This window comes from Nocardia sp. NPDC057353 (assembly GCF_042667085.1).
Classification (GTDB): Bacteria; Actinomycetota; Actinomycetes; order Mycobacteriales; family Mycobacteriaceae; genus Nocardia.
In genome coordinates, this window is sequence record NZ_JBHVAK010000054.1 from 27,167 (window position 1) to 47,926 (window position 20,760).

22 protein-coding genes are annotated in these 20,760 nt (G+C 72.2%); 12 read left to right on the top strand and 10 right to left on the bottom strand.

The window, feature by feature from the left end; all coding sequences use genetic code 11:
• Positions 1 to 11 precede the first annotated feature (11 nt).
• Complete coding sequence (locus ACFUUZ_RS24500) at positions 12 to 1,232, top strand: CHAT domain-containing protein (protein WP_378700055.1); 1,221 nt, start codon at positions 12 to 14, stop codon at positions 1,230 to 1,232.
• Here the strand turns inward: ACFUUZ_RS24500 and ACFUUZ_RS24505 are convergent.
• The 3 genes from ACFUUZ_RS24505 to ACFUUZ_RS24515 all read right to left on the bottom strand — a co-directional run bounded on the left by ACFUUZ_RS24505 (position 1,220) and on the right by ACFUUZ_RS24515 (position 4,611).
• Complete coding sequence (locus tag ACFUUZ_RS24505) at positions 1,220 to 1,945, bottom strand: amino acid ABC transporter ATP-binding protein (protein WP_378700013.1); 726 nt, start codon at positions 1,943 to 1,945, stop codon at positions 1,220 to 1,222. The two genes, ACFUUZ_RS24500 and ACFUUZ_RS24505, sit on opposite strands and share 13 nt — an antisense overlap.
• A 2-nt stretch (positions 1,946 to 1,947) precedes the next feature.
• Positions 1,948 to 3,738, bottom strand: a complete 1,791-nt coding sequence (locus tag ACFUUZ_RS24510; protein ID WP_378700015.1) for an ABC transporter substrate-binding protein/permease — start codon at positions 3,736 to 3,738, stop codon at positions 1,948 to 1,950.
• 78 nt (positions 3,739 to 3,816) lie between these two features.
• On the bottom strand, positions 3,817 to 4,611 hold the full coding sequence (locus tag ACFUUZ_RS24515) for an LLM class F420-dependent oxidoreductase (RefSeq protein ID WP_378700017.1): 795 nt from the start codon (positions 4,609 to 4,611) through the stop codon (positions 3,817 to 3,819).
• A 130-nt stretch (positions 4,612 to 4,741) separates the two neighbouring features.
• Between ACFUUZ_RS24515 and ACFUUZ_RS24520 the strand changes: the two genes are divergently transcribed.
• Positions 4,742 to 5,143, top strand: a complete 402-nt coding sequence (locus tag ACFUUZ_RS24520) for a hypothetical protein (RefSeq protein WP_378700019.1) — start codon at positions 4,742 to 4,744, stop codon at positions 5,141 to 5,143.
• Between the two features lie 11 nt (positions 5,144 to 5,154).
• On the opposite strand, the gene ACFUUZ_RS24525 is transcribed toward ACFUUZ_RS24520, so the two are convergent.
• Entirely contained in the window at positions 5,155 to 5,439 is a 285-nt protein-coding gene (locus tag ACFUUZ_RS24525; RefSeq protein ID WP_378700021.1) for a LuxR C-terminal-related transcriptional regulator, read from the bottom strand.
• Between the two features lie 230 nt (positions 5,440 to 5,669).
• Here ACFUUZ_RS24525 and ACFUUZ_RS24530 point away from each other — a divergent pair, with 230 nt between their 5' ends.
• The gene (locus ACFUUZ_RS24530) at positions 5,670 to 6,917 is read left to right on the top strand and encodes a TetR family transcriptional regulator (RefSeq protein ID WP_378700023.1); all 1,248 of its coding nucleotides are present in this window, start codon (positions 5,670 to 5,672) and stop codon (positions 6,915 to 6,917) included.
• Positions 6,918 to 7,037: 120 nt separating this feature from the next.
• A complete protein-coding gene (locus ACFUUZ_RS24535; RefSeq protein ID WP_378700025.1) occupies positions 7,038 to 8,120 on the top strand; it encodes an ABC transporter ATP-binding protein in 1,083 nt (360 codons plus the stop codon).
• Here ACFUUZ_RS24535 and ACFUUZ_RS24540 read toward each other — a convergent pair.
• Positions 8,117 to 8,674 carry a winged helix-turn-helix transcriptional regulator gene (locus ACFUUZ_RS24540; protein ID WP_378700027.1) on the bottom strand — a complete coding sequence of 186 codons (558 nt, stop codon included), beginning with the start codon at positions 8,672 to 8,674 and terminating at the stop codon, positions 8,117 to 8,119. The two genes, ACFUUZ_RS24535 and ACFUUZ_RS24540, sit on opposite strands and share 4 nt — an antisense overlap.
• 91 nt (positions 8,675 to 8,765) lie before the next feature.
• Here ACFUUZ_RS24540 and ACFUUZ_RS24545 point away from each other — a divergent pair, with 91 nt between their 5' ends.
• On the top strand, positions 8,766 to 9,935 hold the full coding sequence (locus tag ACFUUZ_RS24545; protein WP_378700029.1) for a thiolase family protein: 1,170 nt from the start codon (positions 8,766 to 8,768) through the stop codon (positions 9,933 to 9,935).
• A gap of 3 nt (positions 9,936 to 9,938) precedes the next feature.
• Here ACFUUZ_RS24545 and ACFUUZ_RS24550 read toward each other — a convergent pair whose 3' ends face one another.
• The 3 genes from ACFUUZ_RS24550 to ACFUUZ_RS24560 all read right to left on the bottom strand — a co-directional run bounded on the left by ACFUUZ_RS24550 (position 9,939) and on the right by ACFUUZ_RS24560 (position 11,116).
• Positions 9,939 to 10,313: a hypothetical protein gene (locus ACFUUZ_RS24550; RefSeq protein WP_378700031.1), complete on the bottom strand. Its 375-nt coding sequence runs from the start codon at positions 10,311 to 10,313 to the stop codon at positions 9,939 to 9,941.
• Positions 10,314 to 10,388: 75 nt separating this feature from the next.
• Complete coding sequence (locus ACFUUZ_RS24555) at positions 10,389 to 10,712, bottom strand: hypothetical protein (protein ID WP_378700032.1); 324 nt, start codon at positions 10,710 to 10,712, stop codon at positions 10,389 to 10,391.
• The gene (locus tag ACFUUZ_RS24560) at positions 10,709 to 11,116 is read right to left on the bottom strand and encodes a hypothetical protein (protein ID WP_378700033.1); all 408 of its coding nucleotides are present in this window, start codon (positions 11,114 to 11,116) and stop codon (positions 10,709 to 10,711) included. Before ACFUUZ_RS24560 ends, ACFUUZ_RS24555 begins: the two co-directional genes overlap by 4 nt.
• A 240-nt stretch (positions 11,117 to 11,356) precedes the next feature.
• Here ACFUUZ_RS24560 and ACFUUZ_RS24565 point away from each other — a divergent pair, with 240 nt between their 5' ends.
• Positions 11,357 to 12,307 carry an o-succinylbenzoate synthase gene (locus tag ACFUUZ_RS24565; protein ID WP_378700034.1) on the top strand — a complete coding sequence of 317 codons (951 nt, stop codon included), beginning with the start codon at positions 11,357 to 11,359 and terminating at the stop codon, positions 12,305 to 12,307.
• A 108-nt stretch (positions 12,308 to 12,415) separates the two neighbouring features.
• Here ACFUUZ_RS24565 and ACFUUZ_RS24570 read toward each other — a convergent pair whose 3' ends face one another.
• Both ACFUUZ_RS24570 and ACFUUZ_RS24575 read right to left on the bottom strand, forming a co-directional pair.
• Positions 12,416 to 12,919 (bottom strand): TIGR04338 family metallohydrolase, encoded by a 504-nt coding sequence (locus tag ACFUUZ_RS24570; RefSeq protein ID WP_378700035.1) that lies wholly within the window; start codon positions 12,917 to 12,919, stop codon positions 12,416 to 12,418.
• 43 nt (positions 12,920 to 12,962) lie between these two features.
• Entirely contained in the window at positions 12,963 to 13,796 is an 834-nt protein-coding gene (locus ACFUUZ_RS24575; protein ID WP_378700037.1) for a DUF2786 domain-containing protein, read from the bottom strand.
• A gap of 126 nt (positions 13,797 to 13,922) precedes the next feature.
• Between ACFUUZ_RS24575 and ACFUUZ_RS24580 the strand changes: the two genes are divergently transcribed.
• From ACFUUZ_RS24580 to ACFUUZ_RS24605, 6 genes are all read left to right on the top strand, one after another.
• Positions 13,923 to 15,224, top strand: a complete 1,302-nt coding sequence (locus tag ACFUUZ_RS24580; protein WP_378700039.1) for an ABC transporter substrate-binding protein — start codon at positions 13,923 to 13,925, stop codon at positions 15,222 to 15,224.
• A gap of 47 nt (positions 15,225 to 15,271) precedes the next feature.
• On the top strand, positions 15,272 to 16,303 hold the full coding sequence (locus tag ACFUUZ_RS24585; RefSeq protein ID WP_378700041.1) for a carbohydrate ABC transporter permease: 1,032 nt from the start codon (positions 15,272 to 15,274) through the stop codon (positions 16,301 to 16,303).
• Entirely contained in the window at positions 16,300 to 17,190 is an 891-nt protein-coding gene (locus ACFUUZ_RS24590; protein ID WP_378700043.1) for a carbohydrate ABC transporter permease, read from the top strand. Before ACFUUZ_RS24585 ends, ACFUUZ_RS24590 begins: the two co-directional genes overlap by 4 nt.
• Before the next feature lie 91 nt (positions 17,191 to 17,281).
• Positions 17,282 to 19,456 (top strand): transglycosylase domain-containing protein, encoded by a 2,175-nt coding sequence (locus ACFUUZ_RS24595; protein WP_378700045.1) that lies wholly within the window; start codon positions 17,282 to 17,284, stop codon positions 19,454 to 19,456.
• Positions 19,457 to 19,742: 286 nt separating this feature from the next.
• The gene (locus ACFUUZ_RS24600; protein WP_378700047.1) at positions 19,743 to 20,201 is read left to right on the top strand and encodes a GyrI-like domain-containing protein; all 459 of its coding nucleotides are present in this window, start codon (positions 19,743 to 19,745) and stop codon (positions 20,199 to 20,201) included.
• A 3-nt stretch (positions 20,202 to 20,204) separates the two neighbouring features.
• Positions 20,205 to 20,636 (top strand): GyrI-like domain-containing protein, encoded by a 432-nt coding sequence (locus ACFUUZ_RS24605; RefSeq protein ID WP_378700049.1) that lies wholly within the window; start codon positions 20,205 to 20,207, stop codon positions 20,634 to 20,636.
• Positions 20,637 to 20,760: the final 124 nt, after the last annotated feature.

Below are 20,760 nucleotides of genomic sequence, written 5' to 3' on the forward strand. Positions count from 1 at the left end.
CCTACATCCGGATGGCCGACGCCGGCGACCTCTACCTCTGGTGGCGCTGGGAGAACCACGCCGCCGCACCGGGAATCGGCGTCGTCCCGGAGGCGCAGGTCCGTGCGGTCCTCGACGTCCTCGCCGCCGCCCTGCCCGACCCCGCGACTCCCGGCGGCCTGGAGAACGCCCTCACCGCGGGCGCGCTCGCCGATCCGCGGCGCGAGCAGCAACTCGCCGAGGAGCTGTCCCGGGTCTTCCTCCCCTACAACCTGGCCGTCGCCCTGCACGAGCTGATGACCGGCGGTATCCGCCCGCACCTGCGCATCCAGCCCGCGCCGCGGGTGGCGCAGGTGCCGTGGGAGCTGCTCGCCCCCGACCCCGCGATCCGGCTGATCGAGATCGCCGACCTCAGCCTGCTGCCGCCGGTGAGCGTTGTCCGGGCGCGCGAACCGCGCCCGTGGGACCCGGCGCTCCCGGTGCTCGCCGTGCTCGACCCGCGGGTCCCCGGCTTCCGCGCCGACTCCGCGCTCGGCTCGGTCCTCGGCCGCCCCGACCCGGCCATGCCGGTGGCCCGCCGGGTCGCCGAGTACGCCGCGAGCGGCAGGCTGGCCCCGGCGGCGGCCACTCCGGCGGCCGCCTTCCGCCGCACCGACCTCGACCGCGACCTGCTCGGCGAGCTGCTGCGCGCGGGCGCGAGCAGGCTGCTCTACGTCGGCCACGTCACCGCCGCCGCGCCGGAGTCCGGCCGCAGCGAGGAGGCCGCGCTGCACCTCGCCTGCCCCGCCGAGCTCCCCGGCTTCGCCGCCCCGCTGCGCACCCACCGCCCGTTCACCGCGAAGGACCTGCTGCTCGGCTCGCACACCCGCGACCCCGACCCGCGGCCGGGCAACGAACTCTGGCCCATCCCGGCCCGGGTCGCGCTGATCGCCTGCGAGAGCGGCGGCGACCTCCGCTTCGGCGAGGCGCTCGGCCTGGTCACCGCCATGATCTCCGGCGGAGCCGAGCTCGTCACCGCCTGCCGCTGGCCGCTCCCCACCGACCTCGCCGTCCAGCGCCTCGCCGGCGCCCCCACCACCGCCACCCCCCTGCAGGACACCGTCTGCGCCATCGACGCCGCCCACGAACACCCCGACCCCGTCACCGCGCACGCCGACTGGCAGCGCACCCGCCTCGCCACCTGGCGCACGGACCCCACCCCCGCCACCGCCCCGGTCCTCTGGGCAGCACCGGCGACGGTCTACAGCACCTGATCGAGGAAGGTGCGGAGGCGGGGGGTCTCGGCGTTGTCGAAGACGGCGTCGGGGGCGCCCTGCTCGACGACGACCCCCTGGTCCATGAAGACGACCTGGTCGGAGACGGAGCGGGCGAAGCCCATCTCGTGGGTGACGACGACCATGGTCATGCCGCCTGCGGCGAGCTCGGCGATGAGCGCGAGCACGCCCTTGACCAGCTCGGGGTCGAGCGCCGATGTGGCCTCGTCGAAGAGCATGAGCTCCGGCTTCATGGCGAGCGCGCGGGCGATGGCGACGCGCTGCTGCTGGCCGCCGGAGAGGTTGCCCGGCCTGGAATCCACCTTGTCGGCGAGCCCGACCCGCTCCAGCTGCTCGACGGCGAGCGCGCGGGCCTGCTCGGCGGAGAGCCCCTCCAGCTTGCGCGGGCCGAGCGCGACATTCTCCGCGACCGACTTGTGCGGGAACAGGTTGAACTGCTGGAAGACCATGCCGATCCGGCGGCGCAGCCGGTCCGGGTTCTCGGTGAGCACCGACTTGCCGTCCAGCAGGATGTCGCCGCGGTCCGGTTCGTGCAGCCGGTTCAGCACGCGGAGCAGGGTGGACTTGCCCGACCCGGACGGCCCGATGACGGTGACCGTGCGGCCCGCGTCGACGTGCAGGTCGACGCCGCGCAGGATGTGGGTGCGGCCGAGGGTCAGGTGCAGCCCGGTGCCGGTGAGCGAAGCACTCATGATCAGCGTCCTTCGGTGATGGCGGCCTGGTCCGCCGGGTCGATGGGCCGGTCCGGGCGGCCGGTGCGCATCCGCCGGTCGATGTAGTTGACCAGGTGCGTGAGCGGAATGGTCAGCAGCAGGTAGACGAGGCCGGCGGCGACCAGCGGGGAGAGGTTGCCGGTCTGCGCGTTCAGGTCGCGGCCGACCGCGAAGAGCTCGCGCTGGCTGACCAGCAGCCCGAGGAAGTAGATCAGCGACGAGTCCTTGATCAGCGCGATGAACTGGTTCATCAGCGCGGGCAGCACCCGGCGCACGCCCTGCGGGATGATCACCAGCGTCATGGCTTGGCGGTAGCCGAAGCCGATGGCGCGCGCCGCCTCCAGCTGCCCCGGCTCCACCGACTGGATGCCGGAGCGGAAGATCTCGCCGATGTAGGCCGAGGCCAGCAGCGCCAGCGCCACCGCGCCGAGCCAGTACGGGTTGTTGCCGGTGATGTTGCGGACCACGGGGCCGATGCCGAGCCCGATGATCAGGATGATCACCACCGCGGGCAGGCCGCGGAAGATGTCGGTGTAGACCCGGGCGGGCCAGCGCAGCCAGCGGGTGCGGGAGATCCCCGCCACCGCGAGCAGCATGCCGATCACGGTGCCGAGCACGCCGGAGACCACCGCCAGGATCAGGGTGTTCGGCAGCCCGGTCTTGATCAGCTCGGGGAAGGCCTGCTTGTACAGCGACCAGTCGAAGAAGGTGTCGCCGAGCTGCTCCAGCGTGGATTTCGGGGCGGCGGCGGCCTGTTCCGGCTGTTCGTTCTGCGCGGCCAGCGCGCGGAAGTCGGGCAGCTCGGGGACGGGCGCGGCGCGCGAGCCCGGCTTCCAGCCCGGCGGCAGCTCGCGCGGCACCCAGTCCTGGTAGAGCCGGGCGTAGGTGCCGTCCGCGATGACCGCGTCCAGGCCGCTGTTCAGCGCGTCGATCAGCGGCTGGTTGGTCTTGGCGGTGGCGTAGCCGACGAAGTTGTCCAGGCTGAAGGTGTTCTCCGCGATGGTGATCGGGTCGCCGGGCGCGATGGCGCCGTCGGCCTGCGCGGAGGGCGCCACCCAGACATCGACCTGGCCGGACTTCAGGTTGGCGTAGGCGGTGTTGTAGTCCGGGAACTTCACCGGGTCGAGGCCGAGCTGGTTCACCACGAACTCGTCCTGCACGGTGCCCTGCACCACCGCGATCCTGGTGCTCGGCTGCAGGTCGGCGAAGCTGGTGATGGCGCTGCCCGCGGGGGTGACCAGCGAGAAGTAGCCGAAGTCGTAGCCGTTGGTGAAGCCGACCAGCTGGCGCCGCGCGTCGGTGGTGGTGATATTCGACGAGCCGACGTCGTACCGGCCCGCGGCGACGCTGGCGAGCAGGCCGGAGAAGTCGGTGGTGGCGAAGTCGACGGTCAGCCCGAGCTTGGCCGCGATGGCCTTCAGCAGCTCGTTGTCGAAGCCGGTGACCTGGTTGCTGCCGTTCACGCAGATGCTCGGCGGGGCGTCGGAGAGCGTACCGACGCTGAGCCTGCCCGGGTTGATCAGCCCGAGCCGGGTGGTGTCGATCGAGTCCAGCGGCACCACGTTCGGCGTGGTGTAGCGGTCGGCGCCCGCGCCCTGCGGGGCGGCCAGGTTGGCGGGGGCCGCGGCGGCCGCGGTCGGCCCCGGCGGCGCGCACAGGTCACGGGCCTGCGTGCCGCCGTCGCCCGAGCCGCACCCGCTCAGCACGAGCGTGGCGAGCGCGAGGACCGCGGCGAGCAGGGCCGACGAGCGGACCGCACGGGAAACCGACATGGGATCCCACCCTAGCCGCGCGGCAGCGAATCCCCCGCTATCACGGGTCTCACAGCGCGAAACCCTTGCGCGCCGCGGTCAGGAGAGCCCGACCACCGACTCCGGGTTCACCTCGTCGCGCCAGCGGATCGCCTCCTCGACCTGGCTCAGGTCGTAGTCCGGGCCGCTGGTGCCGACGGTGAAGAGCGTGACGCCCGCCTCGTGGAACGCCTTCGCCTGCTCCACCCCCGGCCACGCCGTCGACTTCTCGATCCGCCCCACGTCGGTGCCGACCGCGGCCGCGTGCTCGGCCAGGATGCCGCTCTTGCGGGTGAAGGTCTCCAGGTCGCCGAAGCTGTGCCAGATATTGCCGTACTCGGCCACCAGCCGCAGCGTCTTCTTCTCGCCGCCACCGCCGATCAGCACCGGAATGTGCCTGGTCGGAGGGGGAGTCAGTTTCTTCAGCCTGGCATCGATCCGGGCCAGCCCGTCCTTGAGCAGCGCGAGCCGACTGCCCGCGGTGCCGAATTCGTACCCGTACTCGTCGTAGTCGCGCTCGAACCAGCCGGCCCCGATGCCGAGGATGAGCCTGCCGCCGCTGATGTGGTCCACCGTCCGCGCCATATCGGCGAGCAGGTCGAAGTTCCGGTACCCGCCGCCGGTGACCAGCGCGCCCAGCTCCACCCGCTCGGTCTGCTCGGCGATCGCGCCGAGCATGGTCCAGCACTCGAAGTGCGCGCCCTCGGGGTCGCCGGTGAGCGGGTAGAAGTGGTCCCAGTTGAAGACGATGTCCACCCCGGCGTCCTCGGAGCGCAGGACCGCGTCCCGGATGAGCTGGTAGTCGGGGGCGTGCTGCGGCTGCAGCTGAACTCCGATGCGAACCGGTCGGCTCATGCTCTGCTCCTCGTCGTCCGTGTGGGTGCTACCGGGGCGAGGCTACCGGCGAGCGAGGGCGCGCGCCGGGAGCGATGATCATCGGAACCGACGACTGGTCGCCGCCGCCGAAGACGCCGATACTGGGCGCATGGGTGAGGGCCGGTGTTTCGACGTCGTGGCCGCCGATGCCGCGCTGGCGGAGCTCATCGACGCGGTGCACACGATCCGGGTCGCGCCCGCGCCCGCCGACCGGGAGCCGGACAATGTCCGGCGGCTGCGGGTGGTGCGGGCCAGGGACCGTCCCGGGCGCGGGCCCGCGGACGCGCGCGGCGTCGAGGTCGCGGCGGTCACCCTGGTCAGCAGCGACGGCTTCGCGGTGGACGTCGCGTTCGAGCTGCTCGCGGGCACCGCGGCCGCCCGCTTCCGGCTCGGCGGGTCGGCCGGGTCCGGCGGGGTGGCGAGCGCCTGTGCGCTCGTCGGTTACCTGGCGAAGGCCACGCTGCACCACCTCACCGCGCAGGGCATCCGCGCGGTGCTCACCCGGCCGTGAGGCGGGCGGGGTCAGAACTCGTCGAGGTCGATCAGCTCGTCCTGAACGGCCCTGGCGAACAGCTGCGCCTTCGTCGTGGCCGGTCGGCCGACCTCGTCGTACTTCCGCCTGGCCCGGCTCAGGTGGGTGTTGACGGTGCCCGCGGCCAGGTACAGCTTGCGGCACACCTGCGCCTTGTTGTCGGCGAGCAGCCACTCCCTGACCACCTGCGCCTCCCTGGCGCTCAGCCCGGGATCGGGGTACCTGCGCTCCGGCTCGGGATCGGGATCGGGCATGGCGGTTGCGTTCCTGGTCATGACGCGTCTCTCTGCTGTGCCGCTCGGTGCAGCGGTCGATGCGGGTGACACCTTCCATGTGATTCGATTTGCACGCGTACGTCAGTCCGGGCTGTGACACCGATCCGGCGCGCATGCGACAATTCCGATTCACGGGCTGCGACGGTTTCGGCACATTCGGGGATGTGTGCTGCGGGAACGGCGTTCGAGGCCGCAGCCGAGGACAGGCCAAGGCGAGGGGGACCGCATCGATGAAGTCCGCAGACCCGATGATCGCCCGCTTCATCGAAGCGGCGCTCGACACGCTCACCGAGGAACCGGCGCTGGTGCTGAACCGCGGTCTGAACCGCGATCGGATGGTGGCGAGCACCGGTGCCGCGGCCGCGACCTTCTACCGCAAGTTCCACACCAAGCAGCTGTTCCTCGACGCGGTCGGCAAGGCGCTGCCGCCGCCGGTGAACTGCGGCGCCGAGGAGTTGCGCGCCGAGATCGGGCGGCTGGACGCCGCGGGGCAGCGCGGCGACCGGGCGATCCACGCGCTGGTGTTGGAGCGGTTCGCGGCGCTCACCGAGCCTCGTCGGTTCGCCAGGCAGCTGCTCGCGCACTGGCTCGCGCCCTCCGACACCCCGCTGCGCGCCCGGCTCCGCGATTCCTACCGGCTGCGCGACGGGATCGCGCACGCCGTCCTGGATTCCGCGTTCGAGCGGGTGGGGGTGACCCTGCGCCGCCCGCTCGGCGCGAGCACCCTCGCGATCGGCGCGAACGCGCTGCTGGAGGGGTTGCAGCTGCGCATGCGGGTGGAGCCGGAGGTCGTCACCCCCGAGCTGCTGGCGAACACGCTGGCGGCGCTGCTCAGCGGCGCCATCGATTTCGACGAGGGGCACCGGCCGGTAGGTGTCCCGGTGCCGCAGCGGACTCCGGTGCCGCTGCCCAGCAATCCGCGGGCCGCCGTGATCGCCGCGGCCCGCGCCGAATTCGGCACCCGCGGGTACTTCACCACCACGATGGACCACGTGGCCGAGACCTCCGGCGTGCCGCGGGACAAGCTGGACCTGCTCTTCCCCAGCAAGATCCACATCATCGAGGCGGCGCTGCGCGGCCCGTTCGACCAGCTCCGCACCGAGATCGCGGACGCCGCCGCCTTCGACCCCGACGCGCAGGCGATCATCCGCCGCTACCTGCTCGGCTGCGCGCGGCTGATCGCCGCGGAGCGCGTCTTCATGGACACCCTGCTGGTCGCCGTCGCGCACGACACCTACGGCGCGCCGGAGCGGCTCCGCTCGATCAAGGCGCTGCTGCACCTGCCCACCATCATCGAGCCGGTCGTCGAGCGCGGGCAGAAGCGCGGCGAGCTGGCCGACGACCACCCGCCCGCGGAGATCGCCGCCTGGCTGACCAACGCGGTCCTGCTCCGCTGCTTCACCTTCCGCGAGCGCAGCGCCGAGGAGAACGCCGCCTTCGCCGCCGACGTGGCGCTGCACGGGGTACTGCAGGGCTGAATCCGGCACCGCGCCGGGTGGTGGCCGGTGCGCGATCCACCCCGACCGGATAGCATCCCCGCGATTCCCCTACTCGGATCGTCCGGCACGTTCCTGCCGGTGAAGGGATGGTCATCCACCGTGGCCACGGTTACTTTCGAGCACGCCACCCGGCTCTACCCGGGCAACCCCACCCCCGCCGTCGACAGCCTCGACCTGGAGATCGCGGACGGGGAGTTCCTCGTCCTGGTCGGCCCGTCCGGGTGCGGCAAGTCCACCTCGCTGCGCATGCTGGCCGGGCTGGAGGAGGTCAGCGCCGGGCGCATCCTGATCGGCGCGGACGACGTCACGCACGCCGAGCCCAAGGAGCGGGACATCGCGATGGTGTTCCAGAACTACGCCCTGTACCCGCACATGACCGTGGCCGAGAACATGGGCTTCGCGCTCCGGCTCGCCAAGGTCGACAAGGCGGAGACCAGGGCGCGGGTGCTGGAGGCCGCCAAGCTGCTCGACCTGGAGCAGTACCTGGAGCGCAAGCCGAAGGCGCTCTCCGGCGGCCAGCGCCAGCGCGTGGCGATGGGGCGGGCGATCGTGCGGCAGCCGCAGGTCTTCCTGATGGACGAGCCGCTCTCCAACCTGGACGCCAAGCTGCGCGTGCAGACCCGCACCCAGATCGCGCAGCTGCAGCGGCGGCTCGGGACCACCACCGTCTACGTCACCCACGACCAGGTCGAGGCGATGACCATGGGCGACCGGGTCGCGGTGCTCAAGGACGGGCGGCTGCAGCAGTGCGCGACCCCCCGCGACCTGTACGGCGACCCGGCCAATGTCTTCGTCGCGGGCTTCATGGGCTCACCTGCCATGAACCTGTTCACCCTCCCGGTCAGCGACGGCGCGGTGTACCTGGGCGGCTGCCCGATCCCGGTGCCGCGCTCGGTCACCGACGCCTGCTCCGGCTCGCTCACCGTCGGCATCCGGCCGGAGCACTTCGAGCTCGGGAGCGATTCCGGGATCGCCATGGAGGTGGACGTGGTCGAGGAGCTCGGCTCCGACGCCTACCTCTACGGGCGCACGCTCGGTGACTCGCCGACCGGTGCGGGCGAGACCGTCGTGGCGCGGGCGGATTGGCGGAATCCGCCACCGAAGGGGGCGAAGCTGCAGCTCGGGGTCGCCGCGGAGCACGTGTACTTCTTCGATGCGGCGAACGGGAGCCGGCTCGACTAGCGGGGTTCGGGGGCGCGGTCGTCGGCCGCGCCCCCTGGTTCCACCGACCGCAGGCGACGCTTGCGCGCGAACTCCTCGTTGAGGCGGACTCCGAGCTCCTCCAGCTCGACCTCCGCGCCCGAGGAACTCCGCACCTCGACCCGCACCGAATCGCCCGTCGCCTCCTCGACCAGCAGCAGCGGCGCGGGCCCCGCCTGCAGGTACCTGTCCCCCCACTGCTGCAGCGCGAGCACGACGGGCAGCAGGTCGCGCCCCATCGGGGTGAGCACGTACTCGTGCCTGGTCCGCTGCCCCTCCTCCTGATAGGGCTGCTTGGCGAGCAGCCCGGCGGCGGTGAGTCTGCGCAGCTGGGCGGCGGCCGCCGCATCGGTGATCCCGACCCGCGCGGCGAAACCGTCGAACCGGCTGGTGCCGTAGTACGCCTCGCGCATGATGAGCAGCGCCGAGCGGGTGCCGACCACCTCCAGCGCTTTGGCGATCGAGCACTCGGTGGGCCGCCAGGCGGCGAGATCGGCGAGGGGTCCTTCCATGACGGCGGGCATGGCGCACATCATACCCCGGCTGACTTGACTCAACTATTGCCAGGGCGGAGACTAGCTATATCGCGGTAGAGTCAGATGGCTCCGCCGAAGGGAAGGAAGCACGATGCGAGACGCAGTCATCGTCGAAGCGGTCCGCACTCCGATCGGCAAGGGCAAGCCGACCGGCGCGCTGCACGGGGTGCACCCCGTCGATCTGCTCGCCCACTCGCTGCGCGCGGTGGTGCACCGCGCGGGGATCGATCCGGCGCTGGTCGACGACGTCATCGGCGGCGTGGTGACGCAGTCCGGCGAGCAGAGCGTGAACATCACCCGCAGGGCGGTGCTCGCGGCGGGCTTCCCGGAGTCCGTGCCCGCGACCACGGTGGACCGGCAGTGCGGCAGCAGCCAGCAGGCGGTGCACTTCGCGGCACAGGGCGTGATCTCCGGCGCCTACGACGTGGTGATCGCGGCCGGGGTGGAGTCCATGAGCCGGGTGCCGATGGGGTCGAGCGTGCTCGGCGCGAGCGATATCGCGGGCGTCGGCTTCAGCGAGCGCTACCCGGACGGGCTGGTCGGCCAGGGCATCAGCGCCGAGCTGATCGCCGCGCGCTGGGGGCTGAGCCGGACCCGACTGGACGAGTTCGCGCTGGCCAGCCACGAGAAGGCGGCGCTAGCGACCAAGAACGGCGCCTTCGCGGCGGAGCTCGCGCCGCTCGCCGGGCTCAGCACCGACGAGGGCATCCGCACCGGCAGCACGCTGGAGCTGCTCGGCGGGCTGCGCCCGGCCTACTACGACGAGGCGATCGCGGCCCGCTACCCGGAGATCGGCTGGAACATCACCGCCGCCAATGCCAGCCAGATCAACGACGGCAGCGCGGCGGTGCTCATCATGAGCGGCGCGAAGGCCGCCGAGCTCGGCCTCACCCCGCTGGCCCGGCTGCACAGCTTCGCCGTCGCGGGCGACGACCCGCTGCTCATGCTGACCGCGGTCATCCCGGCCACCCGCAAGGTGCTGAGCCGGGCGGGGCTCGAGCTCGCCGACATGGACCTGGTCGAGATCAACGAGGCCTTCTCCTCGGTGGTGCTGGCCTGGGCCGACGACACCGGGGCCGACCTCGCCAAGGTCAATGTGAACGGCGGCGCCATCGCGCTCGGGCACCCGCTCGGCGCCTCGGGGGCCCGGCTCACCACCACGCTGGTGCACGCGCTGCGCGAGCGCGGCGGGCGGTACGGGCTGCAGACCATGTGCGAGGCGGGCGGGCTGGCGAACGCCATGATTCTCGAAACCCTCTGAGGGTCAGCGCAGCTCACCGAGGGCGAGTGCGAATACCAGGCCGAGCAGCCAGGCCTCGACGATCACCGGGACGGCGACCGCGGGGCCCCAGCCGATCGGCCTGCCGTACCGCACTCGCTCCCACACGTGCGAGACGGCGACCACCGCGGCGAAGATCAGCCCGCCCCAGGCGATCAGCGCCGCGGGCCAGACCTCACCGAGGCCGTCCCGGTCCGCGTCGGCGAAGAGCCCGTAGAGCGGGACCAGCGCGATGGCGAGCCCGGCGACCACGAGCGCGAGCAGCGCGCCCGCGATGGTGCGCAGCAGGTCGAAGGGCGTGGCGGGACGGGGGTCCCGCCACTCCGGGCGCCGCGAATCGAACCGTCGCCACCCTGCCATCGCGCCCCCTGACGTCCGCCTGCTCCCAGCATGACCCGGGACCGCCGCGGCCACACCCGGAAGGGCAGCGGTCGGTCAGGTCGAGGTGACCAGGCTCGTGATCGAGACGCCCGCGCAGAATGCCGCGAAGATCACGCCGACCGTGCCGACAGCCACCGGCCACAGCGGCCGCCCGCCGCGCACCGCCGACACCAGCAGCACGGCGCCCGCCACCAGCGCGATCGCGATCCCACCCCAGGAGACGCCCTGGGCGTACGGCAGGTAGGACTCGTCGCACACCTGGTAGGTGCAGCCGAGCGTGACGATGGGGAAGAGCCAGGTCACGAAGGCGAAGAACGCGCCGGGGAGCAGCATCGCGACGGCGGCCGCGGCGATCCGCCAACCGGAGGGCCGGGTCACGCCGAGGTACCGGCCGCGATGATGCTGTAGCCCCAGAGGAAACCGCCGACGACGAAGATCAGCGGGACGACGCCCCAGATCCAGAGCGGCCAGTACCGCCACGCGGCGATCGGCAGCATGACGGCGCCGATGAGCACCGCGAGCGCGGCGCCGCCCCACGAAACGCCCATCCCCGACCCGACGTAGTCGCAGCTCTTGCCGCCATAGCTGCAGGAGTCGGCGGCCATGGCGAAGAAGAGGGTGGCGTAGGCGGAGCAGCCGGCGAGGACGACGGCGATGGAGTACAGGACCACGCCGATCGCCACGTCGAGCGGGTTGAGCTGCTTCTTCGCGGGCGGGGGCGGCGGACCGGGCGGCGGGGGCGGCATGGCGCTGTACCGCGGGTCCGGATAGGCGGTCGTCATGCTGTGCCTTTCTGCCCGCTGGCGCGGGCGGGGTTTGCGGCCCTTCGGGGTCCCGCGTCCGGCGGCCGAGACTTGCGGCTGCGCCGCATTGCTTCGGCCGCCGGACGCGGGACGGGCCGCAAACCCGGTGGGGGCTTGTTGTGGCGTGACGTCAATGGTCGCGGCGGGGGGACGGATCGAGTACCGGGAAACTACTCGAGTGCGGGCGGGGGATTTGCGGGGCTGCGGCAGAATCCCGGCATGCTGGTTTACGCGATTCCGCTGCGCACCCGGTTCCGCGGCATCACCGTGCGCGAGGGCGTGCTGCTGGAGGGGGAGCGCGGCTGGGGCGAGTTCTGCCCGTTCCCCGAGTACGACGACCGGGAGGCGGCGAACTGGTTGGCCACCGCGCTGGAGCAGGCGGCGGGCGGGTGGCCGGCCCCGGTGCGGCGGCGGATTCCGGTGAACTGCATCGTGCCCGCCGTCGAGCCGGAGCGGGCGCACCGGATCGTGGCCGAATCCGGCTGCCGCACCGCCAAGGTGAAGGTCGCCGACCACCCGGACTCGCTCGCGGAGGACATCGCGCGGGTCGAGGCGGTGCGGGCGGCGCTCGGGCCCGGCGGGGCGGTGCGGATCGACGCGAACGCCGTCTGGGACGTGGACACCGCGGTCGCGCGGATCGGCGCGCTGGACCGGGCCGCAGGCGGGCTGGAGTACGCGGAGCAGCCGTGCCGGACGATCGAGGAGCTGGCCGCGGTGCGGCGCCGGGTCGGGGTGCCGATCGCGGCGGACGAATCCATCCGGCGGGCGGAGGATCCGCTGCGGGTCGCGGTCGCCGGGGCCGCCGATATCGCGGTGATCAAGTGCACGCCGCTGGGCGGGGTGCGGCGGGCGCTGCGGGTGGCGGAGGCGGCGGGGTTGCCGTGCGTGGTGTCGTCGGCGCTGGAGACCGGGGTCGGGCTGGGGGCGCAGTTGGCGCTGGCCGGGGCGCTGCCTGAGCTCGACCATGCCTGCGGGCTCGGGAGCGGGGCGCTCTTCACCGGGGACGTGCTGGCCGAGCCGGTGCTGCCGGTGGACGGGTTCCTCGAGGTCCCCGCGGCGCCGCCGGTGCCGGACCCGGAGCTGCTGGAGCGCTACCGGCACCCGGACCCGGAGCGCACCCGGTGGTGGGTCGAGCGGGTGCGGCGGGTGCGCACGCTGGTCGAGGCGTAGGCCGGATACCGGACAGTTACGGACAGATCGGGCACCGGTCCCGGCCGGAAAGTGCCGCCGCGCCGGAGGGCGAACTTCGGCCGGGTCGAGCCGCCGCGGGCGACTCCCTCATCCGATCCGGGCGCCGGTGCCGAGCAGCGCCGAGCGGAGCAGCAAGGCCGCCTCCGGCCCGACGACCCCGTCGACCAACTCCAGGTAGCGGGCGCAGAAGGCGGGCCCGTGCGCGGGCTCGGAGGGGTCCGGCGGCGCCAGGTGGTGCGCGATTTCGTGCAGCACCACCAGTTCGCGCAGCGCCCACCCGCGCTCGACCGGCACCGCGAGCACCGCGCCCGCGGGCTCGTAGTGCGCCGCGGTCGCCCCGCGCCGCGCCCGCACCCGCACCGGGACGCCCGCGCGCGCCCACCCCGCGCGCATCCAGTTCAGCGCCAGCACCCGCTCGACGTACCCGGCCACCGACTCCACCGACCCGAACCGCCGCTCCACCGGCAGCGTGAGCTGCGACCCGAACACCTCGACGGTGCGGTTCCCGAACTCGTCCGCGCGCTCGAAGGCACCGCGCACCAGTTGCTCCGCGTCGTAGACCGCGGCCCGCTGCGAATCGCGAACCGTCACGTCGGCTCGTCCCCGGTCGGGGTCCGCCGCGGCAGGGGTGTCGTCACGTCAGCTCGCCGCGCGGCGCCCCAAGCTCGGGCGCGGTGCCGAGCCGCGCCACCCGACCCGCCCGGTCCCCCGCCCGCCGCGCGTCCGCGGACGGCGTGAGCGAGGCCGACGCCCCGCGCCAGGTCCCCCTGGCCTCGGAGGTGCTGCGGTAGAAGTCGGTGAGCTCGAGTTCCTTCTCGCGCAGCGCGATCGCGGTACCCGGCGTGCCGGAATCGTCGGGCAGCTCGGCGTCCCGCACCACCTCGGCCTTGACCTCGGCGAGCCGCTTCCCGACCCGCGCCGCGAACGCCGCCTGGAAGTTGAGCCGCGCGGTCACCGGCGCGACCGGCGCGGAGACCCGGCGCCGCACGGTGCGCCCGAGCCGCTTCTCCACCACCACCTTCTCGACGGTGGCCGAGCGGTACCCTCCGGACTTGATGTACTGGTCGCTCGCCCGCACCATCTGCACGAGCAGGCTGCTGTAGAGCGCCTCGCAGACGTCGATGTCGCCCGCGAAACCGTAGGCGAAGACCTGGGTCGAGGTCCGCGCGACATCGCAGCGCACATCGTTGGCCGCGGCGATCGCGACGAACAGCTGCACGTACGTGCGCAGACCTTTCCGGCCCGGCTCGCCGATCGGAATGACCCGCTGGATCGGCGTTGCGCGCCGCTGCCTGCCCGCCACGTGCGCGCGGGCGACGGCGAGATCGATCGCGGAGCGGGTGGCGAGCCGCTGCGCGGCGGCCAGGAAGGCCTCGGCCTCGTGCTCGTTGTCGGTGGACTCGGCCTGCCGCAGCAGGCCGCCGATCCGGGTGAGCATCCGGTCCGGGACCGCGTTCGGCGAAGTCATCCCGGCCAGCCTAGCGAGCGCCCCCGAGAGGGAACGCGCTCCAGCGCTCCCGGTGAACACCATGTATCTTGCCTTGTGCGTCGGCTGATGTGCCGCCGCTCACGTCTCGACCCGGGAGTGTTCGCGATGGCTTTGAAGAAGGTGTCGTCCCTACGTTCGTCGATCGCGGCGCGGACGTCGCTGGCGATCGCCTCCGCGGCGCTGCTCACCGCGACGTTCGCCTCGGCCTGCTCCAGCGGCGGCGGTACCAACCCGACCACGGAGAACCTGGACGGCCGCGGCCCGATCACCTACGTGGAGGGCAAGGACACCACCGAGACGGGGGTGGTGAAGCAGATCATCGAGCGCTGGAACGCCACCCACCCGAACGAGCAGGTGACGTTCAAGGAGCAGTCGAACGACGCCAACCAGCAGTACGACGACCTGGTCGAGCACATGCGCTCCAAGCAGTCCGGGTACGACGTCGTCGCGCTGGACGTGCCGTGGACCGCGGAGTTCGCGGCCAAGGGCTGGATCCAGCCGCTGAAGGACAACTTCACCATCGACACCGCCGCGCTGCTCTCGCCGACGGTCGCCAGCGCGACCTACAACGGCACGCTCTACGCGGCGCCGAGGAACACCAACGGCGGCCTGCTCTTCTACCGCAAGGACCTGGTCCCGACCCCGCCGCGCACCTGGACCGAGATGCTCGGCCAGTGCCAGGTGGCCAGGGAGAACAACATCGGCTGCTACGCGGGCCAGCTCGCCCCCTACGAGGGCCTCACGGTGAACACCGCCGAGGTGATCAACGCCTACGGCGGCACCTTCGTCGGCCCGGACGGCAAGACCCCGACGGTGGACAGCCCGCAGGCCCGCACCGGGCTGAGCACGCTGGTCGACGCCTACAAGAACGGCGACATCCCGCGCGAGGCGATCACCTTCAAGGAGCCGGAGAGCGGCAACGCCTTCGCCAGCGGCAACCTGCTCTTCCTGCGCAACTGGCCCTACTTCTTCGGTGAGGCGGGCGGCGACGCCTCGCAGGTCAAGGACAAGTTCGGGGTCGCCCCGCTGCCCGGCGAGAACGGCGTCGGCGCCTCGACGCTCGGCGGCTACAACGCCGCGATCAGCGCCTTCTCCAAGAACAAGGCGACCGCGCTCGACTTCCTGCGCTTCCTGATCTCCGAGGAGGCGCAGCAGATCGTCGCCTCCGGCGCGCTGCCGTCGGTCCGCGCCTCGATGTACGACGACCCGGCGCTGATCGCGCAGATGCCGTACCTGCCCGCGCTCAAGGAGTCGATCGCGAGCGCGGTGCCGCGCCCGGTCACCCCGTTCTACTCGGCGGTCTCGAAGGCCGTGCAGGACAACGCCTTCGCCGCGCTGAACGGCACCAAGACGGTGGACGACGCGATCATCGGCATGCAGAAGGGCATCGAGACCGCCGGTAACTGACCGGCGGAATCCGCCCCGGCGCAGCGACGACCCGTAGGAGAGAGAACGTGTCGGATCCTTCGGGAACGGCCACCCTGGTCAAGGAACAGCAGCGGCCACCGTCCGGGGGGAAGAAGAAGCCCGGCTTCGGCGCGGCGCTGGCCGCGGAGTGGCGGAAGTCCCGCCGGGCGTGGCTGTTCGTCCTGCCGGTGCTGACCGCGCTGACCGTCGTCATCGGCTACCCGGTGTTCCGGGCGCTCTGGATGTCCTTCCAGAAGGACGCGGGGCTCGACCCGGCCACCGGCATGTTCGTCGAGGGCGGCGGCGCGGGCTTCACGAACTACACGCACTGGCTGCTGCAGCAGTGCCAGGCCGCGGGCGGGCTGGTGCCGTGCCCGACCGGCACGCTCGGCTCGCAGTTCTGGATGGCGGTCGGGATCACGCTCTTCTTCACCGTGGTCACCGTCTCGCTGGAGGTCGTGCTCGGCCTGGCGATGGCGGTCGTGATGGGCAAGACCTTCCGCGGCCGGGCGCTGCTGCGCGCAGCGGTGCTCATCCCGTGGGCCATTCCCACCGCCGTCACCGCGCGGCTCTGGGAGTTCATGTTCCAGTACGACGGCGTGGTGAACCGGATCCTCGGCACCGAGATCCTCTGGACCTCGGATGCCTGGCCCGCGCGCTTCGCGGTGATCGCCGCCGACGTCTGGAAGACCACGCCGTTCATGGCGCTGCTGCTGCTCGCCGGGTTGCAGGTGATCCCGGCCGACGTGTACGAGGCGGCCAAGGTGGACGGCGCGTCGGCCTGGCAGCGCTTCGTGCACATCACGTTGCCGCTGCTCAAGCCCGCGCTGCTGGTCGCGGTGCTCTTCCGCACCATGGACGCGCTGCGGATGTACGACCTGCCCGCGATCATGACGCTGGGCAACCCGTCGACCCGGACCCTCTCCATCCTGGTGGTCGACCAGGTGCGGCAGGGGCCGAACAGCGCGGCCGCGCTCTCGACGATCACCTTCGTGTTGATCTTCGCGGTGGCCTTCGTGCTGGTGAAGGTGCTCGGCGCGAACGCGGTCCGCACGCAGGAGGAGCAGCGCAAAGCATGAGCACCGCCATCGACACCCGCAAGCCCGCGGCGGCGCAGCCCCGCCCGGTGCCGTGGACCAAGCGGCTCGGCACCGTCCGGCTCTACCTCGGCGCGCTGATCGTGCTGCTCTGGGGGCTGGCGCCGTTCTACTGGATGACCGTCACCGCCTTCCGCGACCCGGCCTACCAGTTCGAGAACACCCCGTGGCCGACGCACGTGACGCTGGAGAACTTCCGCAACGCGTTCGACACCACCCGCGGCAACGACTTCGGCAAGGCGCTGCTGAACAGCGTCATCATCGGTCTGGCGACCACGGTCGTCGCGCTGATCGTCGGCGTGCTCGCCGCGTACGCGCTGGCCCGGCTGCAGTTCCGGGGCAAGTACATCGTCTCCGGGCTGATCCTGAGCGCCTCCATGTTCCCGGTGGTCGTGCTGGTGACCCCGCTGTTCCAGCTGTTCAGCGATATCGGCTGGATCGGGCAGTACCAGGCGCTGATCATCCCGAACATCTCGTTCGTGCTGCCGATGACGGTCTACATCCTCGCCTCGTTCTTCGCCGAGCTGCCCTGGGAGCTGGAGGAGGCCGCGCGGATCGACGGCGCGACCAAGCTGCAGGCGTTCCGGCTGGTCATGCTGCCGCTGGCGGCGCCTGCGGTCTTCACCACCGCGATCCTGGCCTTCATCGCCGCGGTCAACGAGTACCTGCTGGCCCGGCTGCTCTCCAGCAGCGCGACCGAGCCGGTGACCGTCGCCATCGCGCGCTTCTCCGGCAACGACCCGCTGGTGCAGCCGTACGCGGCGATCATGGCGGCGGGCACCATCGTCACGGTGCCGCTGGTGATCATGGTGCTGCTGTTCCAGCGCCGGATCATCTCCGGGCTCACCGCGGGCGGCGTCAAGAGCTGATCGGGGCTCCCCCGGCGGGTAAAGTCGGGGGATTCCGCCGCGGGTTCGCGGGCGGCCGCACCGAAGGTTCTGCTTTCGGAAGGAGAGGCTCGTGAGCTTGTCCGGGAAGCGCAGGCGCGCCCCGCAGCCCGAGTACGACACCATCGCGGGCTGGAAGCCGCTGCCCGGCGCGGTGAACAGCGGCGCCGAGCGCACCACCCCGCCCGGCGCGCCGCTGCGGCCCCGGCGCACCCGGGGCCAGCGGCTGCGCAGGCTGCTGCTGGCGCTCACCGTGGTCTTCGTCGCGGTGCCCGCGCTGCTCTTCGTGCTGGTCTACTGGAGCGCCGAGATCCCGAGCCCGGCGGACGCGCAGGGCGGCCGGGTCGCCACCGTGCTCGCCGCGGACGGCAGCACGGTGCTCGCCACGGTGGTGCCGCCGGACGGCAACCGCACCCCGGTGCCGCTCACCGACGTCCCGGTCCCGGTGCGGCAGGCGGTGCTCGCCGCCGAGGACCGCGACTTCTACAGCAACCCCGGCTACTCCACCTCCGGCTTCCTGCGCGCCGTCCGGGACAACCTGCTCGGCCACGACAACGCGGGCGGCGGCTCCACGATCACCCAGCAGTACGTCAAGAACGCCTTCCTCGGCCACGACCGCACCGTCACCAGGAAGCTGCGCGAGCTGGTGATCGCCGCCAAGATGGCGCGGCAGTGGAGCAAGGACGACATCCTCGCCGCCTACCTGAACACCATCTACTACGGCCGCGGCGCGTACGGCATCGCCGCGGCCGCCACCAACTACTTCGGCAAGCCGGTGCCCGAACTGACCACCGCCGAGGGCGCGGTGCTCGCCGCCGTCATCCGCTCGCCCTCGATCCTGACCCCGGAGACGCACCTGCCGCAGCTGCGCGACCGCTGGCGCTACGTGCTCGACGGCATGGTCGAGCTCGGCACGCTCAGCGCCGCCGAGCGGGACGCCACCGCCTTCCCGGACATCATCCCGGTCACCGCCATCCCGGACACCTCGACCGCGCTCGGCCCCGAGGGGCTGCTGCGCACCCAGGTGCTGCGCGAACTCGCCGCGGCGGGCATTGACGAGCGCGAGCTGCGCACCGGCGCGCTGCGGATCACCACCACCATCGACGCCCGCGCCCAGCAGGCCGCGCTGGACGCCGTCGCGGCCAGGCTCGGCCCGCAGCCGCCGCAGCTGCGCGGCGCCGTCGTCTCCGTCGACCCGCGCAGCGGCGCCGTGCGGGCCTACTACGGCGGCGCCGACGGCACCGGCTACGACTTCGCGCAGGCGCCGCTGCAGACCGGCTCGGCGTTCAAGGTGTTCGCCGCCGTCGCCGCCCAGCAGCAGGCGATCCCGCTCACCCGCGCCTTCGACAGCGCCCCGGTCACCGACCGGAACGCCACCATCACCAATGTCGGCGGCGAGAGCTGCGGGAAGTGCAGCCTGGCGGAGGCGCTGAAGCGCTCGCTCAACACCGTCTTCTACCGGCTCACCATGTCCATGTCGGACGGACCGGGCGCGATCGCGGACGCCGCGCACCAGGCGGGCATCCCGGAGGAGCTACCCGGCATCGGGAAGACGCTGACCGAGAACGGCGCCCCGCCGTACAACGGCATCGTGCTCGGCCAGTACCTGGTGCGCCCGCTGGACATGGCCTCCGCCTACGCCACGCTCGCCGCGGGCGGGGTCTATTACCCGCCCTACTTCGTGCAGAAGGTGGAGACCGGCGGCGGCGAGGTCCTGCTCGACCGCGGCGAGCCGGGCCGCGGCGAGCAGCGCATCTCCCGCGCCATCGCCGACAACACCGCGCGCGCCATGCTCCCGGTCGCGGGGTACTCGAACAACCACGGGCTCGCCGATGGCAGGCCCTCCGCCGCCAAGACCGGCACCACCCAGCTCGGCGAGACCGCGGCCAACAAGGACGCCTGGATGATCGGCTTCACCCCGTCGCTGGCCACCGCGGTCTGGGTCGGCACCGACCTGCCGCAGCCGCTGCGCACCGCGCGCGGCGGCGACATCTACGGCTCCGGGCTGCCCGCCGACATCTGGAAGGACACCATGGATGGCGCGCTCGCGGGCACCCCCGTCGAACAGTTCCCCGGCACCGAGCCCGCACCGCAACCCGCCGAACCCGGCGGCGGATTCGACATCTTCGGGCCCGAGACCACCGCGGCGCCGAGCACGGCGCCCGCTGAACCTTTCATCGTGATCCCCCCGGCGACCTCAGGCCCCGCCCAGCCCGGCGAGCTTTTTCCGGGTCTCAGCGGCCGCTGAACGTGTTGCTGTCAAGATCACGGTTATGCCTACCCCGTCCCCGCGGAACCACGGACGTGGCAGCATCGTTGGCCAGAGTGAGAGCGAACCGGAGTGCGAGCGACGCACGGGCGGGACCGCGCTGGTCCCGGCCGGGCCGGAACCGCGCCGACCTGCGCCGAAACCGCACGAAGGGCTCGAGCAGCGAACGACGCGCCGGGCGCGGGGCCGACAGCGTCGCCGGGCGGGCGATGCGGGAGGATAGCGCTCGAGCGACGACGAAAGACGAGACATAGGGGCTACGCCGGTGGATTTCAATGTCGTTGACCGTCCCGAGACGCTGGTGGCGGGAACAGTACTTCGCAGCCCGGCGCTCGCGGTCGAGGGGCCGCGGCGGGCGAAGGTCGAGGAGGCCTGGAAGCGCAACCTCGCCCGCAGGCTGCCCGGGCCGCCGACCACGGCCTACGTCGACCACGCCCCGGAGATCAACTCGTACCTCACGCACATTGTCGGCTACCGCTGCCGAGGACTGGACGACCTGCAAGCCGGTGACGTGCTCGCCCGGGTCCCGGCAGGCCGCTTCGCCCGCTTCACCGCCAGCGGCGACAACCTCGGCGACACCATCGTCGCCATCTGGCGCACGGTGTGGGACGCCGAGGCCGCCGGGAAACTGGTGCGCTCCTACACCGGCGATGTCGAGCAGTACCCGGACGCCCGCACCGTCGAGGTGTTCGTGGCGCTGGCCGACGAACAGGCGAACAGGTAGGACATGGCAGTGGACTTCGAACTGGTCACCTTGGACGAGATCCTGGTCGCGGGGCTCACCGTGCCGCTGACCGGCCGCGAGGTCGCCGCCCGCGACCTCGACCTGGTCAACTTCACCTGGGATCGGTACCTCGCCCGGGAGAAGAGCGTGTCGCGCGCCGCCGCCTACATCGGGCAGAACGACCACGCGGTCGCCGTGCTCGGCTACGAGGTCTCCGGGCTGGACGACCTGGACCCCGGCGATGTGCTGACCCGGATCCCGCAGGGGCGGTACGCGCGATTCGTGGTCTCGGACAAGCCGTACGACCTATTGCGGACCGCGTGGGCGCAGGTCGCGAAGGCCGAGGCGGCCGGGACCATCACGCGGTCGCACACCGCCGAGCTGGAGCGGTACACCGGGCCTACCTCGGTCGAGGTGTACGTGTCGCTGGACTGAGTTGGAAATCTCACCGGCTGTGTTGAATTTGTCGCGCCTGCGGCGCGACGGGTTCGCGGCCCCTGGGAGTCTCGTCGCCGAGCACTCGAGACTCGCGCCTGCGGCGCATGCGCTTCGAGTGCTC

What these genes read in the sequence shown, in the direction of transcription:
- ACFUUZ_RS24500 (WP_378700055.1), top strand. Translation starts at nt 12, where the DNA reads ATGGCCGACGCCGGCGACCTCTACCTCTGGTGGCGCTGGGAGAACCAC.
- ACFUUZ_RS24505 (WP_378700013.1), bottom strand. Translation starts at nt 1,945, where the DNA reads ATGAGTGCTTCGCTCACCGGCACCGGGCTGCACCTGACCCTCGGCCGC.
- ACFUUZ_RS24510 (WP_378700015.1), bottom strand. Translation starts at nt 3,738, where the DNA reads ATGTCGGTTTCCCGTGCGGTCCGCTCGTCGGCCCTGCTCGCCGCGGTC.
- ACFUUZ_RS24515 (WP_378700017.1), bottom strand. Translation starts at nt 4,611, where the DNA reads ATGAGCCGACCGGTTCGCATCGGAGTTCAGCTGCAGCCGCAGCACGCC.
- ACFUUZ_RS24520 (WP_378700019.1), top strand. Translation starts at nt 4,742, where the DNA reads ATGGGTGAGGGCCGGTGTTTCGACGTCGTGGCCGCCGATGCCGCGCTG.
- ACFUUZ_RS24525 (WP_378700021.1), bottom strand. Translation starts at nt 5,439, where the DNA reads ATGACCAGGAACGCAACCGCCATGCCCGATCCCGATCCCGAGCCGGAG.
- ACFUUZ_RS24530 (WP_378700023.1), top strand. Translation starts at nt 5,670, where the DNA reads ATGAAGTCCGCAGACCCGATGATCGCCCGCTTCATCGAAGCGGCGCTC.
- ACFUUZ_RS24540 (WP_378700027.1), bottom strand. Translation starts at nt 8,674, where the DNA reads ATGATGTGCGCCATGCCCGCCGTCATGGAAGGACCCCTCGCCGATCTC.
- ACFUUZ_RS24545 (WP_378700029.1), top strand. Translation starts at nt 8,766, where the DNA reads ATGCGAGACGCAGTCATCGTCGAAGCGGTCCGCACTCCGATCGGCAAG.
- ACFUUZ_RS24550 (WP_378700031.1), bottom strand. Translation starts at nt 10,313, where the DNA reads ATGGCAGGGTGGCGACGGTTCGATTCGCGGCGCCCGGAGTGGCGGGAC.
- ACFUUZ_RS24560 (WP_378700033.1), bottom strand. Translation starts at nt 11,116, where the DNA reads ATGACGACCGCCTATCCGGACCCGCGGTACAGCGCCATGCCGCCCCCG.
- ACFUUZ_RS24565 (WP_378700034.1), top strand. Translation starts at nt 11,357, where the DNA reads ATGCTGGTTTACGCGATTCCGCTGCGCACCCGGTTCCGCGGCATCACC.
- ACFUUZ_RS24575 (WP_378700037.1), bottom strand. Translation starts at nt 13,796, where the DNA reads ATGACTTCGCCGAACGCGGTCCCGGACCGGATGCTCACCCGGATCGGC.
- ACFUUZ_RS24580 (WP_378700039.1), top strand. Translation starts at nt 13,923, where the DNA reads ATGGCTTTGAAGAAGGTGTCGTCCCTACGTTCGTCGATCGCGGCGCGG.
- ACFUUZ_RS24590 (WP_378700043.1), top strand. Translation starts at nt 16,300, where the DNA reads ATGAGCACCGCCATCGACACCCGCAAGCCCGCGGCGGCGCAGCCCCGC.
- ACFUUZ_RS24605 (WP_378700049.1), top strand. Translation starts at nt 20,205, where the DNA reads ATGGCAGTGGACTTCGAACTGGTCACCTTGGACGAGATCCTGGTCGCG.